General features: G+C 71.0%; 16 protein-coding genes. 3 read left to right on the top strand and 13 right to left on the bottom strand.

All coding sequences use genetic code 11. The features are described from left to right. Nucleotide 1: 1 nt before the first annotated feature. The 3 genes from AC0NZQ_RS15420 to ffh all read right to left on the bottom strand — a co-directional run bounded on the left by AC0NZQ_RS15420 (nucleotide 2) and on the right by ffh (nucleotide 3,267). Nucleotides 2-961: a phosphatidylinositol mannoside acyltransferase gene (locus AC0NZQ_RS15420; protein ID WP_474530800.1), complete on the bottom strand. Its 960-nt coding sequence runs from the start codon at nucleotides 959-961 to the stop codon at nucleotides 2-4. Further along, on the bottom strand, nucleotides 961-1,602 hold the full coding sequence (gene pgsA / locus AC0NZQ_RS15415; RefSeq protein ID WP_474530798.1) for a phosphatidylinositol phosphate synthase: 642 nt from the start codon (nucleotides 1,600-1,602) through the stop codon (nucleotides 961-963). The genes AC0NZQ_RS15420 and pgsA overlap by 1 nt, the downstream gene beginning before the upstream one ends. 132 nt (nucleotides 1,603-1,734) lie before the next feature. After that, nucleotides 1,735-3,267: a signal recognition particle protein gene (ffh, locus tag AC0NZQ_RS15410; protein ID WP_474530797.1), complete on the bottom strand. Its 1,533-nt coding sequence runs from the start codon at nucleotides 3,265-3,267 to the stop codon at nucleotides 1,735-1,737. A 107-nt stretch (nucleotides 3,268-3,374) separates the two neighbouring features. On the opposite strand from ffh, the gene AC0NZQ_RS15405 reads away from it, so the two are divergent. Further along, on the top strand, nucleotides 3,375-4,163 hold the full coding sequence (locus tag AC0NZQ_RS15405) for an SGNH/GDSL hydrolase family protein (protein WP_474530795.1): 789 nt from the start codon (nucleotides 3,375-3,377) through the stop codon (nucleotides 4,161-4,163). A 173-nt stretch (nucleotides 4,164-4,336) separates the two neighbouring features. On the opposite strand, the gene fabG is transcribed toward AC0NZQ_RS15405, so the two are convergent. The 8 genes from fabG to lgt are packed head-to-tail and all read right to left on the bottom strand — an operon-like array spanning nucleotide 4,337 to nucleotide 11,465. Further along, nucleotides 4,337-5,101, bottom strand: coding sequence for a 3-oxoacyl-ACP reductase FabG (gene fabG, locus AC0NZQ_RS15400; protein ID WP_474530793.1), 765 nt, complete (start codon nucleotides 5,099-5,101; stop codon nucleotides 4,337-4,339). A gap of 28 nt (nucleotides 5,102-5,129) precedes the next feature. Beyond that, on the bottom strand, nucleotides 5,130-5,909 hold the full coding sequence (locus AC0NZQ_RS15395; RefSeq protein WP_474530792.1) for an SDR family oxidoreductase: 780 nt from the start codon (nucleotides 5,907-5,909) through the stop codon (nucleotides 5,130-5,132). Beyond that, nucleotides 5,909-6,871, bottom strand: coding sequence for an LLM class F420-dependent oxidoreductase (locus AC0NZQ_RS15390; protein WP_474530791.1), 963 nt, complete (start codon nucleotides 6,869-6,871; stop codon nucleotides 5,909-5,911). The genes AC0NZQ_RS15395 and AC0NZQ_RS15390 overlap by 1 nt, the downstream gene beginning before the upstream one ends. Next, nucleotides 6,868-7,470, bottom strand: a complete 603-nt coding sequence (locus tag AC0NZQ_RS15385; protein WP_474530790.1) for a TetR/AcrR family transcriptional regulator — start codon at nucleotides 7,468-7,470, stop codon at nucleotides 6,868-6,870. The genes AC0NZQ_RS15390 and AC0NZQ_RS15385 overlap by 4 nt, the downstream gene beginning before the upstream one ends. Further along, nucleotides 7,467-8,702, bottom strand: a complete 1,236-nt coding sequence (locus AC0NZQ_RS15380) for an acyl-CoA dehydrogenase family protein (protein ID WP_474530788.1) — start codon at nucleotides 8,700-8,702, stop codon at nucleotides 7,467-7,469. Before AC0NZQ_RS15380 ends, AC0NZQ_RS15385 begins: the two co-directional genes overlap by 4 nt. Nucleotides 8,703-8,713: 11 nt before the next feature. Further along, entirely contained in the window at nucleotides 8,714-9,730 is a 1,017-nt protein-coding gene (locus AC0NZQ_RS15375) for a phosphotransferase family protein (RefSeq protein ID WP_474530787.1), read from the bottom strand. A gap of 45 nt (nucleotides 9,731-9,775) precedes the next feature. Beyond that, entirely contained in the window at nucleotides 9,776-10,522 is a 747-nt protein-coding gene (locus AC0NZQ_RS15370) for a VIT1/CCC1 transporter family protein (protein ID WP_474530786.1), read from the bottom strand. Continuing rightward, nucleotides 10,506-11,465, bottom strand: coding sequence for a prolipoprotein diacylglyceryl transferase (lgt, locus tag AC0NZQ_RS15365; protein ID WP_474530785.1), 960 nt, complete (start codon nucleotides 11,463-11,465; stop codon nucleotides 10,506-10,508). The genes AC0NZQ_RS15370 and lgt overlap by 17 nt, the downstream gene beginning before the upstream one ends. Before the next feature lie 31 nt (nucleotides 11,466-11,496). On the opposite strand from lgt, the gene AC0NZQ_RS15360 reads away from it, so the two are divergent. After that, complete coding sequence (locus AC0NZQ_RS15360) at nucleotides 11,497-12,471, top strand: quinone oxidoreductase family protein (protein ID WP_474530784.1); 975 nt, start codon at nucleotides 11,497-11,499, stop codon at nucleotides 12,469-12,471. 90 nt (nucleotides 12,472-12,561) lie between these two features. Next, nucleotides 12,562-13,272: a lysozyme gene (locus AC0NZQ_RS15355; protein WP_474530783.1), complete on the top strand. Its 711-nt coding sequence runs from the start codon at nucleotides 12,562-12,564 to the stop codon at nucleotides 13,270-13,272. Nucleotides 13,273-13,331: 59 nt separating this feature from the next. Here the strand turns inward: AC0NZQ_RS15355 and trpA are convergent, their stop codons facing one another. Then, nucleotides 13,332-14,129, bottom strand: coding sequence for a tryptophan synthase subunit alpha (gene trpA, locus AC0NZQ_RS15350; RefSeq protein ID WP_474530780.1), 798 nt, complete (start codon nucleotides 14,127-14,129; stop codon nucleotides 13,332-13,334). Continuing rightward, on the bottom strand, nucleotides 14,126-15,394 hold the full coding sequence (trpB, locus tag AC0NZQ_RS15345) for a tryptophan synthase subunit beta (RefSeq protein ID WP_474530779.1): 1,269 nt from the start codon (nucleotides 15,392-15,394) through the stop codon (nucleotides 14,126-14,128). Before trpB ends, trpA begins: the two co-directional genes overlap by 4 nt. Nucleotides 15,395-15,432 lie beyond the last annotated feature (38 nt).

Genomic DNA, 15,432 nt, shown 5'->3' with positions numbered 1-15,432 from the left:
ACTACCCGGCGAGCTGGTCGGCGAGGCTGATCGGTGGCGCCGGCTGGCCGGGGCGGGGCGGCAGGTCGGCCAGCCACAACCGCTGCAGCATGTGCCAGTCCTCGGGCTTGGTCCGGATCGAGGCGGCGAAGCGGTCCGCGAGATCCTGGGTAGCGCTCTGGACCTGCTCGCGCAGCCGCTCCCCGCGGGGCTCGATCGGCGGGGAGATGCTGTGGCCCCACTCGTCGTCGGCGGGGTAGTAGGAGTGCGCGGGCAGCAGCGCGGCGCCCGTGGTGGCGGCGAGCAGCGCCGGCCCGGCCGGCATCCGTGTCGGCTCACCGAAGAAGTCGACCTGGATGCCCTTGCGCGACAGATCGCGGTCGGCCATCAGGCAGACCACCTTGTTCTGCTTCAGCCGCTCGCTCAGCACCGTCATCGGCGGTCGCTCGCCCCCGGTGAGGGCCAGCACCTCCATGCCGATGGACTCCCGGTAGGCGACGAAGCGATCGAAGACCGATTCGGGCTTGAGCCGCTCGGCCACCGTGGTGAAGCTGCCGTGATGGTGCACCAGCCAGAGTCCGGAGGCGTCCCAGTTGCCCGAGTGAGGCAGCGCCACGACCGCTCCCCTGCCCGCCTCCAGCGCTGCCTCGAGGTGCTCCCTGCCCACCATCGTGCGATCGAAACTGGCCACCACGGCGTCGTGGTCCATCGTCTCCAGGACGAAGGTCTCGAGCCAGTAGCGCGAATAGGAGCGCAGCGCGGCACCGACGAGGGCGTCCATGCGCAGTTCGGAGAGCTCCGGCCCGACGACCCGCCGCAGGTTCTTGCGCAGCTGCCGGGCACCGCCGCCGTTGCGCACCGCGGCCGCGTCGGCGGCGACGCGGAAGGCGCGGTCGGAGACCCCGCGCGGCAGCGACTTGACCATGCTCCAGCCGGCTGTGTAGCCGTACCCGCTCAGCCGCTCGCGGGTGCGTTCGAACATCAGGCGCCGCTCTGGTGCGCGGCGGGGGCGCCCTGCCGCTCGAGCGCCTTCGACTGGGCCCACACCGTGGCGAAGCGCTGGTAGACGGTGATGGTGGAGGCCGCGACCAGCAGCCAGAGCGCTCCGGCGAGGACGAACGGCACCCCGATGCCGGTGAGACCGGTGCCGACGAGCACGAGGATGAGCCGCTCGGCCCGCTCGGCGATGCCGACGGTGGCGGTCAGGCCGGCGCCCTCGGCCCGGGCGCGGATGTAGCTGGTGAGCGAGCCGAGCACCAGGCACAGCAGCGCGGCGAGCAGCATCCAGCGCTGCCCGTGCAGCCCGTAGTACCAGGCCACCGCACCGAAGATGGCCGCGTCGGCGATGCGGTCGCAGCTGGAGTCCAGCACCGAGCCGAAGACGGACGAGGTCCCGCCGGCACGCGCGACGGCTCCGTCGACGATGTCGAGCAGGACGAAGAACGTGATGACGAGCGTGCCGGTCAGCATCCAACCGGTGGCCAGCAGCCCGACCGCCGCGGCCACCGCGCCCACGGTGCCGACGACGGTGATGGAGTTCGGGGTGACCCTGGCCCGGGCCAGGGCGGCACCGAGCGGTTCCAGGGCACGCGAGACCGTGGCACGGGCGTGGATGTTGAGCACGAGGGCCTCAGCGGGTCCTATCGGGTCGTCGGACGAGTGGGCGGACGGGTCGTCGGCTCACGATAACCGCCCGCAGGCACCCCTCGGTGACCCGCCGTGACCCGCCTCGCCGCCGACCGGGCGGGACGAGCGTCACTCCTTGGGCAGGTTCAGCTTCGACAGGTCCGGCATCTGCATGCCGGGCGGAAGCCCCGGCGGCAGCTGCTGGCCACCGCCGAAACCGGCTCCGCCCATGCCCTGCCCGAAGCCGGCCGGCATGCGCGGCTGCGACGGACCTCGGCTCTGCCCGCCCTTCTTGCCCTTCTTGTTCTTGCGCTGGTTCTTCGAGGACTTGGTGGCGCTGCGCTTGCGCATGCCGGGCATCATGTTGCCCATCTGACCCATCATCTTGCGGGCCTCGAAGAAGCGGTCCACGAGCTGGTTGACGTCGCTGACCTTCACCCCGGAGCCGTTGGCGATCCGCAGCCGCCGCGAGCCGTTGATGATCTTGGGGTTCTCCCGCTCGGCGGGGGTCATGCCGCGGATGATGGCGGCCGTCCGGTCGAGGTCCTTGTCGTCCACCTGGGACAGGGCGTCCTTCATCTGCCCCATGCCCGGCATCATGCCGAGCAGGTTGCCGATCGGACCCATCCGGCGGATCGCCTGCAGCTGCTCCAGGAAGTCCTCGAGGGTGAAGTTGTCACCACCGAGCAGCTTGGCCGACATCCGCTCGGCCTCGGCTTCGTCGAAGTGCTTCTCGGCCTGCTCGATGAGGGTGAGCATGTCGCCCATGCCGAGGATGCGCGAGGCCATCCGGTCGGGGTGGAAGACGTCGAAGTCCTCCAGCTTCTCGCCGTTGGAGGCGAACATGATGGGCTGGCCGGTCACCTCGCGCACCGACAGCGCGGCACCACCGCGGGCATCGCCGTCGAGCTTGGTGAGGACGACGCCGGTGAAGCCGACACCGTCACGGAAAGCCTCGGCCGTGGTCACGGCGTCCTGACCGACCATGGCGTCGACGACGAAGAGGACCTCCTGCGGATCCACGGCGGCGCGGATGTCCGCGGCCTGCTGCATCATCTCGGCGTCGACGCCGAGCCGGCCGGCCGTGTCGACCACGACCATGTCGTGCTGCTGCCGGCGGGCGATCTCGATGGAGTCGCGGGCCACGGCGACCGGATCGCCGACGCCGTTGCCCGGCTCGGGGGCATAGGTGGCGACCCCGGCGCGCTCGCCGACGATCTTGAGCTGGTTGACCGCGTTGGGGCGCTGCAGGTCACAGGCCACCAGCAGCGGGGTGTGCCCCTGCTCGCGCAGCCAGCGGGCGAGCTTGCCGGCCAGCGTCGTCTTGCCGGCACCCTGCAGGCCGGCGAGCATGATCACCGTCGGCGGCTGCTTGGCGTAACGCAGCCGGCGGGTCTCGCCGCCGAGGATGCCGACGAGCTCCTCGTTGACGATCTTGATGACTTGCTGCGCCGGGTTCAGCGCCTTCGAGACCTCCTCGCCGCGCGCGCGCTCCTTGATGCGGGCGATGAAGGGCCGGACCACCGGCAGCGCGACATCGGCCTCGAGCAGCGCGATGCGGATCTCGCGCGTCGTGGCGTCGATGTCGGCTTCGGAGAGCCGTCCCTTGCTGCGCAGGTTGGCGAAGACCCCGGAGAGCCGGTCGGAGAGCGTGTCGAACACGCGCCCAGCCTACGTGCTCCGTTCACCTGCTCCCCCTGGCGAGGCGGCGGCGAACGCGATAGAACAACCCGGACAGAAAGTGACAATACGCACAACCCGGAGGTCCCGTGCGCCGCGTTTCATCAGTCCTGACCCTTCTGCTGGCCGTCGCGGGCCTCGTGCTCGCGCTGGCCTCCCCCGCATCCGCCGCCGGCGTGCGCTACGTGGCGTTGGGGGACTCGTACTCCTCCGGCGTGGGCGCCGACGACTACATTTCCAGCAGCGGTGACTGCGACCGCAGCACCAACGCCTACAGCCAGCTCTGGGCGAACGCGCACTCGCCGGCGTCCTACACCTCCGTGGCCTGTTCTGGGGCCACGACCTCCGACGTCGTGAACAACCAGCTCTCGGCGGTGACGTCGTCGACGACGCTGGTCAGCATCACCATCGGCGGCAACGACGAGAACTTCGCCGGGGTGATGAAGGACTGCAACCTCGGCAGCGACTCCACCTGCGTCAGCGAGATCAACGCCGCCGAGGCCGATGCCCGCAGCACGCTCTCCGGCAAGCTGGACAGCCTCTTCGGCAAGATCACCAGCCGCGCACCGAGCGCCAAGCTGGTCGTGCTGAACTACCCGCACTTCTACGACCTCAACAGCGACTGCGTCGGCCTCAGCCAGACCAAGCGCACCAAGATCAACGAGGGCATCGACGTGCTGTCGTCCGTGCTCTCGGCCGCGGCTTCGCGCGCGGGGGCGACCTTCGCCGACGTCCGGCCCGCCTTCGCCGGCCACGAGATCTGCGATGACAACCGGTGGCTGCACTCGGTGAACTTCGCCGACTTCGGCATCAGCTACCACCCGACCGCCGACGGTCACGCCGACGCCTACTACCCCACCTTCAACGCCGCCGCCTGACCCGTCCGCTGACGGTCGGCGGCGCCGTCCGCCCCACCCCGCCGCGCCATGCCCCACGTCCGTCCGCCCCGCCCCACGTCCGTTGAGTGGGCCGTTAAACGTCGAGTGGGCCGATATCTCGGCCCACTCGACGGATTTCTGCCCACTCAACCAGAGGGGGCGGGGTGGGACAGCTACACCAGCTCGCTGCCGCCGTCGACGTAGACGACCTGGCCGGTGACGTAACCGGACTCCTCGGCGGCGAAGAACGCGGCGACGTTGGCCACGTCGGCGGGGACACCGCCGCGACGCACCGGGTTGGCCTGCGCGGCCGCCTCACGCATCTGCTCGATGGTGATGCCGATGCGCTCGGCCGTCGCCTTCGTCATCGCCGTCTCGATGAAGCCGGGGGCGATGGCGTTGGCGGTGATGCCGAACGGACCCAGCTCGATGGCCAGGGTCTTGGTGAAGCCCTGCAGCCCCATCTTCGCCGTCGAGTAGTTGGCCTGGCCGCGGTTGCCGGTGGCCGAGGTGGACGACAGCGAGACGATGCGGCCGAACTTGGCCTCGACCATGTGCTTCTGCGCGGCCTTGGTGCAGAGGAACGCGCCCTTGAGGTGGACGTTCATGACCGTGGTCCAGTCCTCCTCGCTCATCTTGAAGAGCAAGTTGTCGCGCAGCACGCCCGCGTTGTTGACGAGGATGTGCAGCCCGCCGAGCTCGCCGACGACCTGGTCGACCGCCGCCTGCACCTGCGCGGCATCGGTGACGTCGGCACCCACGGCGATGGCGGTGCCGCCGATGCCGGTGATCTGGTCGACGGTGGCCTGCGCCGCGTCCTTGTTGAGGTCCACCACGGCGACCTTGGCGCCGCCGGCGGCCAATCGCGCCGCGATGCCGGCGCCGATGCCCTGCGCGCCGCCGGTGACGAGCGCGACGCGGTCCTGTACTCCAGTCATGCGATTACCTTCTCCTTCTGCGTGGTTTCTAGCGGGGGCGATCGGCGGACAACAGCCGGCGCATGCCGGCGAGCCAGCGATCGGGGTCCGAGGCCTTCTGTGCCCAGAACGTACCGACCTCGGGATGCGGCAGCAGCAGGAACCGCTCCTGCGCGAGCCCGGCCACGACGATCTCGGCGACGTGCTCGGCGGTGACGATGTCACCGGAGGCGGCCACCGCCTGCGCCCCGGCGTCACCAGCGGCCAGCGGATCCATCAGCAACGGCGTGGCCACCCCCATCGGGCAGAGCACGCTGACCCGGATCCCCCGGTCGCCGTAGGTGACGGCGAGCCACTCGGCGAAGGCCACGGCGCCGTGCTTGGTGACGGCGTACGGAGCGTCACCGGGCGAGGTGAGCAACCCGGCGGCCGACGCCGTCTGCAGCAGGTGACCGCTGCCTCGCTCCAGCATCGACGGCAGCACCGCGTGAGCGGCGTGCACGTGGGACATCAGGTTGAGCTCCCACGCCGCTGCCCAGAGCTCCGGCGAGTCGACGCCGACGCCGGTGGTCCGGCCGGCGTTGGAGCAGAAGAGGTCGATGCGGCCGTGCGCGGCCAGCGTGCGGTCCACCAGCGCCTGCACGGCGGCGGCGTCGGTGACGTCCACGGTCTCGGCGGTGCCACCGATCTCGGCCGCCACCGCCTCGGCTCCGCGGAGGTCGACCACCACGACGTGTGCCGCCCCGTCGGCGGCGAAGCGCCGGGCCAGCGCGGCACCGATCCCGCTGCCCGCGCCGGTGATGACGACGACGGCGTCCCGGATCTGCATCAGCGCACCGGTCCCAGCCGCCGCAGCAGGTCGAGGTCCGGCGGACCGTCCGGCGTCGGCACCAGCGCGATCACCGGCGTCTTCACACCAGCGTCGGCGTAGGCCTGCACCTTCTCCCGACACTCTTCCGGAGTCCCGTGCAGGACCAGGTCGTCGACCACGTCGTCCGGGACCGCGGCGAGTGCGGCCTTGCGGTCGCCGGCGGCCCACGCCTCGTGCATCGGCTTGAGCTTCTCGCCGCGACCCACCCAGTCGTGGAAGGCCGCGTAGGCCGGCACCGTCAGGTAGCTGCTGATCATGAAGCGGCCGACGGCGCGGGCGTGCTCGACGTCGGTGGTGGGGCAGACGAAGATGCGGGCGACCACGTCGGCGTCGGGGTTCTCGATCGCCGCGACGCACTGCGCCACGTCGTAGGAGGCCAGCCAGTTCAGGATCGCGCCGTCGCTCTCCCGGCCGGCGAGTCTGAGCATCCCCGCGCGCAGGGCGGCGAGGACGATCTTCGGCGGCTCGGCGGGCGGACCGTCCATGGCGAAGCGCGAAATGGTGACGGTGTCGAAGCGCCCGTCCACCCGCTCCCCCGCCAGGGCGGCCCGGACGATGCGCAGCACGTCGCGGGTACGCCGGAAGGGTTCGTCGAAGGCCAGCCCGTTCCACTTCTCGACGATGGCCGGACTGGAGGCGCCGAGGCCGAGGACGAACCGGCCCGGCGCGACCTGCGCCATGGTCGAGGCCGACATCGCGATGAGCGCCGGACCGCGCGTGAACACCGGCACGATCGCCGTGCCCAGCCGCAGCGTCGGCTCCCACGTCGCGGCCAGCGCCAGCGGGACGAAGGCGTCGGTGCCGTTGGTCTCCGAGGACCAGACGTCGGTGTAGCCGAGGTCGGGCAGGGCACGGACGATGTCGGCGTGCTCGGTGAGCGGCACGCCGATCAGCGGCACGGTGAGGCCCCAGCGGGTCATGACTCTCCTTCGTTCGGGGACAGGCCGGCGAGGACGAAGTCGGCGAGCTCGCTGGCGAACTGGGCGGGCTTGGTCCGTCCCCCCGGCTTGAACCAGACCGGCAGCTCGTTGACCACGCCGAAGATGGTGTACGTGACGGTGTCGGCGGAGGCGACCCGCGAGAAGTGCCCGCTGGCCTGACCCTCACGGATCAGCCGGCGGACGGCATCGTGATAGCGACGCCGCTGCCGCCGGTACTGGGCGGTCCGCTCGTCGCCGAGGCGACTGATCTCGCGCCAAAAGACGAGTGCGGGTCGCGCGCTCGCGGCGGTGGAGACCACCAGGTCGTCGATAAGCGCCCGCAGCGCCTGCGCCGGCTCCAGGCCCCGGCCGAGGATCTCGGACATGCTCGCAAGCTGCCGGTCGATGAGGTCGCCGTAGACCTCGTAGAGCAGCTCCTCCTTGGAGGCGAAGTGGTGGTAGAAACCGCCCTTGGCCACCCCCGCTCGCGCCACCACCTGCGACACCGAGGTGCCGTCGTAACCGCGTTCGGCGAAGAGGTCGACAGCCGCGCTCAGCACCCGATCCCGCGCGGAGCCAGTCTCCGGCTGAGCGCTCACGACCGCGGCGCGTGCCGACGCAGCTCGTCTCGGGCGATCGAGCGCTGGTGCACCTCGTCCGGACCGTCGGCCAGGTGCAGCGTCCGCAGCTGGGCCCACATCGCGGCGAGCGGGGTCTCACCGGAGACGCCGGCCCCGCCGTGCGCCTGCACGGCACGGTCCACGACGTAGGACGCCGCCCGCGGTGCGGCGATCTTGATGGCGGCGATCTCGGTGCGGGCGTTCTTGGCGCCGACCGTGTCGATCATCCAGGCCGCCTTCAGCACGAGCAGCCGGGCCTGGTCGATGGCCAGCCGCGACTCGGCGATCCACTGCTGCACCACACCGTGCGAGGCGATGGGCTGGCCGAAGGTGGAGCGCGAGGAGGTGCGGGTGCACATCAACTCCAGCGCCCGCTCGGCCATGCCGAGGCTGCGCATGCAGTGGTGGATCCGCCCCGGACCGAGCCGGGCCTGGGCCATCATGAAGCCACCGCCCTGCGGGCCGAGCAGGTTCTCCGCCGGCACCCGCACGTCGTAGTCGATGATGCCGTGGCCGCCGTGGGCGCCGTCGTCGTAGCCGTAGACGGTGGTCGAGCGCTCGATGGTGACGCCGGGCTCGTCGAGCGGGACCAGGATCATCGAGTGCCGGGCGTGCCGCGGCCCGTCCGGGTCGCTGACGCCCATGACGATCGCGACCTTGCAGTCCGGCCGCATCGCCCCCGTGGACCACCACTTGCGGCCCTTCACCACGTAGGAGTCGCCGTCGCGGGTGATGGTGGTGGCGATGTTGGTGGCGTCGGAGGAGGCGACGTCCGGCTCGGTCATCGAGAAGCAGGAGCGGATCTCGCCGTTCAGCAGCGGGTGCAGCCACTGCTCCCGCTGCTGCTCGCTGGCGAACATCGCCAGCAGCTCCATGTTGCCGGTGTCCGGCGCCGAGCAGTTCATCGCCTCGGGGGCGAGGGCGATCGAGCGACCCGACAGCTCGGCCAGCGGGGCGTAGTCCAGGACGGTGAGCCCGGCGCCCAGCTCGGCCGAGATGCTGCTCGGCAGGAAGAGGTTCCACAGTCCCCGGCTGCGCGCCTCGGCCTTGAGCCCGGTGAGCACTTCGGGGGTGTCGAACGGACGGCCTGCCGCCCGGTGGGCGTTCTCCTGCTCGTGGAAGGTCTGCTCGGCCGGATAGATGTGCTCGTCGAGGAAGGCCTGCACCTGCTGCTGCAGGTCGGCACTGCGCTCACTGGGGGCGAAGTCCATGGGTGGTCCTTTCAGCCGGACAGCAGGGTGAGGGCCCGCTGCAGCAGCTGCGGGACGCGCTCACCGAACTGCGCGAAGCCCTCGCCGACGGTCTTGCCGGCGAGGTAGCGGTTGTGGATGCCCTCGGAGACGACGGCGAGCTTGAAGAAGCCGAAGGCGGTGTACCAGTCGAGGCTGGAGAGATCGCGCGGTGACCGCGCGGCGTAGCGGGCCAGCAGCTGCTCGGCGGTGAGGTACCCGTCGGCCGGCGACATCAGCGGCATGACGGTGTCGTCCTCGGCCGCCAACCCCTGATAGACGGCCAGCAGGCCGACGTCGGTGAGCGGGTCCCCCAACGTCGCCATCTCCCAGTCGACGACGGCGGCGATGCGCTGCAGCGAGCGGTCGAACATGACGTTGGTGAGGCGGTAGTCGCCGTGGACGATGGACGGCGCGGACTGCTCGGGCATGGTGGCGGTGAGCAGCTCGACGGTGCGGGCGAGCTCGGCCAGTGGCCGGGTCTCGGAGGCCTGCCACTGCTGCGTCCAGCGCTTCACCTGGCGGACCAGGAACCCCTCGGGACGGCCGAAATCGGCGAGACCGACCGCGGCCGGCTCCACCTCGTGCAGGTCGACGAGGGTGTCGACGAGCAGCTCGCAGGCCCGGCGGGCCTGCTCCGGCGTCGCGGCGGCGAGCACCTCCGGACGATCGAAGACCGCCCCGTCCACGAAGCCCATGAGGTAGAAGCGCGCGCCGAGGACGTCGGCGTCCTCGCAGAGCGCGACGGTGGTGGCGACCGGCACCGCCGTGCCCTGCAGCGCGTTGATGACGCGATACTCGCGCACCATGTCGTGGGCCGTGGGGAGCACGTGCGCCAGCGGCGGACGACGCAGCGCCCAGGTGCTCGTCCCATCGGTGATGCGGTACGTCAGGTTCGACTTACCGCCGGCGATGACCTCGCCGGCGAGCTCCCCCTGCCGCAGGCCGGGGACGGCCTCGTCGAGCCAGCGGGACAGCGCGGCAAGATCGACTCCGGGAAGCTCGCTCACCCGGCCGACCCTAGAGACCGACCGGTCGGTCGGTCAAGGACCGGGTCAGCCGACCGTCGCGCCGAAGAGCGAACCCACGCCGTAGGTGACCGCCGCCGCCAGCAGGCCGAACGCCAGCTGGCGCAGCCCGCCGAACCACCAGCGACGCACCGTGAACCGCGAGGTCACCGCGCCGGCGGTGAAGAGCGCGACCACCGACAGCACCGCCGAGATCACCAGCGTCGTCGACCCGAAGAGGTAGGGCAGCAGCGGCAGGAACGCGCCGACGCTGAAGGCGGCGAAGGACGACATCGCCGCCGTCACCGGGCTGGGCAGCTGCTTGGGGTCGACGCCGAGCTCTTCCTGCACGTGCACCAGGACGGCCTGGTCGGGATCGCGCGACAGCTGCTCGGCGACCTTCTCCGCCACGTCCCGGTCGACGCCGCGGGCGACGTACATCTCGGCGAGCTCGGCCTGCTCGGCCGCAGCGTTGTGGATGATCTCGCGCCGCTCGACGGCGACCTCGGCCTCCGTCGACTCGTTCTGGCTACGCACCGAGATGTACTCACCGGCGGCCATCGAGAAGGCGCCGCCGGCCAGACCCGCCCACCCGGCGAGGGCGATCTCGGTGCTGCCGGACGACGCCCCGGCGATGCCGGCGATGAGCGCGAAGTTCGAGACCAGGCCGTCCATCATCCCGAAGACGGTGGGACGCAGCCAGCCGCCGCTGACGTCGCGGTGCTCGTGGTGGATCTCGGCGTCGGGGAGGTCGGGCAGCCCCGCCAGGTCCGCTGCCTCAGTCGTCGTGCCCATCCCGTGCTGTCACCTCGTCCTCATCGGCGTTCTCACCGTCGGCGTTGTCCGTCGCCGACGATTCTTCCCCCGTCGCGGGTGGGTCGCCCCGATAGGGATTCGGCTCACGCTCAGCTGCGAACCCGCCGCGGCGCAGGAAGAGGGCGAGGCCGACGAGGAAGACGATGACGGAGGTCCAGACGTTGAGCCGCAGCCCCAGGATGTGGTTGGCGTCGTCGCGGCGCAGCAGCTCGATCCAGACCCGACCCGCGGTGTAGCCCATGACGTACAGCGCGAAGACCGTGCCGTTGCCGAGACGCAGCCGCCGGTCGATCAGCAGCAGCGCGACACCGATCGCCACGTCCCAGAGCAGCTCATAGAGGAAGGTGGGCTGGTAGGTGCCGCAGACGCTCGCACCGATGTCGCCGAAGGTGCAGGCTGCGGCCTTGCCGTCCTCGACGCGGATGTCGTGGATCTGCAGACCCCAGGGCAACGTGGTCGGGGCGCCGTAGAGCTCGTTGTTGAACCAGTTGCCCAGCCGGCCGATGGCCTGGGCGAAGATCACGCCCGGCACCGCGGCGTCGGCGAAGACGGCGAGCCTGAGGTTGTGGCGCCGGCAGCCGATCCAGGCGCCGACCCCGCCCAGAGCGATCGCACCCCAGATCCCGAGACCGCCGTCCCAGATCTTCAGCGCGTCGATCGGGTGCTTGCCCTCGGCGAAGTAGAGCTCGGGATCGGTGAGAACGTGGTAGAGCCGGCCGCCGATGATGCCGAAGACGATGGCCCACCCCGCCACGTCCCAGACGTTGTCGGGGTTGCCGCCCCGCTCCCGCCAGCGCCGCAGCGTCAGCCACAACGCGACGACGATGCCGACGATGATGCAGAGGGCGTAGGCGCGCACCGGGAACGGACCCAGGTGCCACACGCTCTGCGTCGGGCTCGGGATCGAGGCCAGGGCAGTCACGACGACACGGTAGCCGGGTAGGAATGTCCCCATGCGCGCAGTGGTGGTGACCAGGCACGGCGATGGCGACGTCCTCGAGGTGCAGGACCTCCCGGACCCGACACCGGGTCCCGGCGAGGTGCTGGTGGAGGTCGCGGCCAGCGGCGTCAACTTCAAGGACGTCTACATGCGCGAGGGCATCTACCCGAAGGAACCGCCGTTCGTCCTGGGCGACGAGTGCGCCGGCCGCGTCGTCGCACTCGGCGAGGGGGTGACCGAGGTCGCGGCCGGCGACGTCGTCGCCACCACCGATGCGCAGGGTGCGCACGCCACGCACGCCCTCGTCCGCGCCGAGCGCACCGTGCCGGTGCCCGCGGGGCTCACCCCGGAGCTGGCCGCGGCCGTGCTGCTGCAGGGCATGACGGCCCACTACCTGGTCCACTCGACCTACACGGTGACCAGCGGCGACACCGTCCTGGTCCACGCCGGAGCCGGTGGCGTCGGGCAGCTGCTCATCCAGATGGCCAAGGCCCAGCAGGCAACGGTCATCGCCACCGTGGGCAGCGAGGGCAAGGTCGCGGTGGCTCGGCATGCCGGCGCCGATCACGTGCTGCGCACCGACGAGCTCGCCGGCGAGGCACTGAGCGCGGCCGTCCACGACCTCGTCCCCGCCGGGGTGCACGTGGTCTACGACGGCGTCGGCAAGGCGACCTTCGACGCCTCGCTCGCCTCGCTGCGGCCCCGCGGCACGCTCGCGCTCTTCGGGGCGGCCAGCGGTCAGGTGCCCCCGTTGGATCTGCAGCGCCTGAACTCCGGGGGCTCGCTCTTCGTCACGAGACCGACGCTGGCTCACTACGCCGCGGAGCGCAGCGAGCTCCTCGGTCGCGCCGACGACGTCTTCGCCGGTGTCATCGAGCACCGGCTGCGGGTCGAGATCGGTGGCGAGTACCCCCTGGCCGAGGTCCGGCGCGCCTATGCCGATCTCGAAGGTCGCCGCACGACGGGCAAGTTGCTCATCCAACCGTAACCAATTGGTCTAGTCCTCCCTATTTACGAGATACACAGCATCTGCAAGAGTTTGGGCGTTCTGTCCGAATCGCAGACTGGAGATGCTGCCGTGAAACGTGTACTCGTAGCCCTGCTGGCCACCCTCGCCGCGGGGCTGGGACTGACCGTCGCAAGCACCCCGGCCTCGGCCGCCGGAGTCGTCTACGGCTTCGATGTGTCCCACTACCAGGGCTCGATCAACTGGGGCGCCCAGTACAGCGCCGGTGCCCGCTTCGTCTACATCAAGGCGACCGAGGGGACGAGCTACACCGACCCGAACTTCAGCGCCAACTACAACGGCTCCTACAACGCCGGCTTCATCCGGGGTGCCTACCACTTCGCCCACCCGGACTCCTCCAGCGGTGCGACGCAGGCCAACTACTTCCTGGCCCACGGCGGCGGCTGGTCCAGCGACGGCAAGACGCTCCCCGGCGCGCTGGACATGGAGTACAACCCCTCCGGCGCGACCTGCTACGGCCTGTCACAGTCGGCGATGGCCTCGTGGGTGAGCTCGTTCAGCAACACCTACCACTCCGCGACCGGCGCCTACCCGACGATCTACACCTCCACCTCGTGGTGGAACCAGTGCGTCGGCTCCGCGGGGAGCTTCGGCTCGACGAACCCGCTCTGGGTCGCGCGCTACAGCTCCAGCGCCGGCACCCTCCCGTCCGGCTGGAGCTACTACACCTTCTGGCAGAACGCGGACTCGGGGCAGTTCCCCGGTGACCAGGACCAGTTCAACGGCGACTACTCGCAGCTGCAGCGCATCGCCACCGGCTGAACTTCCACGATTCGGGAGTGCTGATGCCGCTGAGCGGGATCAGCACTCCCGAATCGCTGTCAGCGGCGCCGGACGCCGGCGGCCAGTTCGCGGGTCAGCTCGCGGACCCGTGCCACCCCGGTCTGGTCGGGTGAGTCGAGCAGGCACCTGACCAGGGCCGACCCGACGATGACGCCGTCGGCGAAGGCGGCGATCTCGGCGGCCTGCTCACCGGTCGAGACACCCAGCCCGACGCAGACGTCGGTCTCGGGGGCCAGCTCCCGGATGCGGGACACCAACGTCCCGGCGGCCGCGCCGACCGAGGTCCGCGCCCCGGTCACGCCCATCACCGCGCTGGCGTAGACGAAACCGCGGGACGCGGCGGCCGTCGAGACGATGCGGCTGTCGGTCGAGGACGGCGCGACCAGGAAGATGCGGTCCAGGTCGTGGCTGTCGCTGGCCGCGATCCACTCGGCGGCCTCGTCGGGGATGAGATCGGGCGTGATGGCCCCGGACCCTCCCGCGGCGGCGAGGTCGGCGGCGAAGCGCTCCACCCCGTACCGCTCGACCTGGTTCCAGTACCCCATCGTCACGGCGGCGGCGCCGGCCTCGGCCACCGCGGCGACGGCCCGCAGCGCGTCCGGGATACCGACCCCGGCACGGACCGCCGGCTCGGTCGCCCGCTGAATGGTGGGGCCGTCCATCACCGGGTCGCTGTAGGGGATGCCCACCTCGACGATGTCGCAGCCACCGGCCACCAGGGCCTCGATCGCCGCGATCGACGTCGCCACGTCCGGGTAGCCGACCGGGAGGTAGCCCACGAGCACGGCGCGGCCGTCCGCCTTCGCCTTGGCGATGGCCTCGCCGACGGCGGTCACGACGCCGCCTCGGGGTTCTTCGCCGCGGCGGGCTCGGCCAGCTGCTCGTCGAGATCCATGCCGAACCACCGGGTCGCGGTCTCGACGTCCTTGTCACCGCGTCCGGAGAGGTTGACCAGGATCACCGCGTCGGGACCGAGCTCGCGGCCGAGGTCCAGGGCGCCGGCCAACGCGTGCGCCGACTCGATGGCCGGGATGATCCCCTCGGTCCGCGAGAGCAGCGAGAAGGCGTCCATCGCCTGCGAGTCGGTGATGGGGCGGTACTCGGCGCGCCCGATGTCGTGCAGGTAGGAGTGCTCGGGCCCGACGCCGGGGTAGTCCAGGCCGGCCGAGATGGAGTGCGACTCGACGGTCTGGCCGTTGTCGTCCTGCAGCAGGTAGGAGCGCGCACCGTGCAGCACGCCGGGCGTCCCTCCGGTGATGGACGACGCGTGGCGGCCGGTCTCGACGCCGTCGCCGCCGGCCTCGAGTCCGATCAGCCGCACGTCGGCGTCGGGGACGAAGGCGGTGAAGATGCCGATCGCGTTGGAGCCGCCACCGACACACGCCGCGACGGCGTCCGGCAGCCGGCCCACCCGCGCCAGCATCTGCTCGCGCGCCTCGTCGCCGATGATCCGCTGGTACTCGCGCACCATCAGCGGGAACGGGTGCGGCCCGGCGACGGTGCCGAAGACGTAGTTGGTGGTGTCGACGTTGGTGACCCAGTCCCGCATCGCCTCGTTGATGGCGTCCTTGAGCGTCTTGGAGCCGGTGGTGACCGGGACGACCTCCGCCCCGAGCAGCCGCATCCGGGCGACGTTGAGGGCCTGCCGGCGGGTGTCCTCCTCGCCCATGTACACGACACAGTCGAGGTCCAGCAGCGCGGCGGCGGTGGCCGTGGCCACGCCGTGCTGCCCGGCACCGGTCTCGGCGATCACCCGCTTCTTGCCGATGTGCTTGGTGAGCAGCGCCTGGCCGAGAACGTTGTTGATCTTGTGGGAGCCGGTGTGGTTGAGGTCCTCGCGCTTGAGCAGGATGCGCGCTCCCCCGGCGTGGGCCGAGAACTTCGGGACGTCGGTGAGCGGCGACGGGCGTCCGCTGTAGTCGCGGTGCAGCCGCGCCAGCTCGGCGCGGAAGGCGGGGTCGGCCTGCGTCTGCTCGAAGGCGGCGGTGAGGTCGTCGATCGCGGCGACGAGCGCCTCGGGGACGAAGCGTCCGCCGTAACGGCCGAAGTGGCCGGTCGGATCGGGGACGGTGGCGGGCGTGGCGGGACGGGTGGAGGTCATGGTCGTACTCCGGAAGGGCGAAGGGATGAGCGGACGGG

It is taken from the genome of Jatrophihabitans sp. sgz311053 (assembly GCF_056135305.1).
The sequence above is the reverse complement of the archived record's forward strand: the minus strand, read 5'-3'. Positions and strand labels throughout refer to the sequence as shown.

Excerpts from the sequence above, each read along its gene's own strand:
- AC0NZQ_RS15420 (WP_474530800.1), bottom strand. The coding sequence starts at position 961 with ATGTTCGAACGCACCCGCGAGCGGCTGAGCGGGTACGGCTACACAGCC.
- fabG (WP_474530793.1), bottom strand. The coding sequence starts at position 5,101 with ATGACTGGAGTACAGGACCGCGTCGCGCTCGTCACCGGCGGCGCGCAG.
- AC0NZQ_RS15395 (WP_474530792.1), bottom strand. The coding sequence starts at position 5,909 with ATGCAGATCCGGGACGCCGTCGTCGTCATCACCGGCGCGGGCAGCGGG.
- AC0NZQ_RS15390 (WP_474530791.1), bottom strand. The coding sequence starts at position 6,871 with ATGACCCGCTGGGGCCTCACCGTGCCGCTGATCGGCGTGCCGCTCACC.
- AC0NZQ_RS15380 (WP_474530788.1), bottom strand. The coding sequence starts at position 8,702 with ATGGACTTCGCCCCCAGTGAGCGCAGTGCCGACCTGCAGCAGCAGGTG.
- AC0NZQ_RS15370 (WP_474530786.1), bottom strand. The coding sequence starts at position 10,522 with ATGGGCACGACGACTGAGGCAGCGGACCTGGCGGGGCTGCCCGACCTC.
- AC0NZQ_RS15360 (WP_474530784.1), top strand. The coding sequence starts at position 11,497 with ATGCGCGCAGTGGTGGTGACCAGGCACGGCGATGGCGACGTCCTCGAG.
- trpB (WP_474530779.1), bottom strand. The coding sequence starts at position 15,394 with ATGACCTCCACCCGTCCCGCCACGCCCGCCACCGTCCCCGATCCGACC.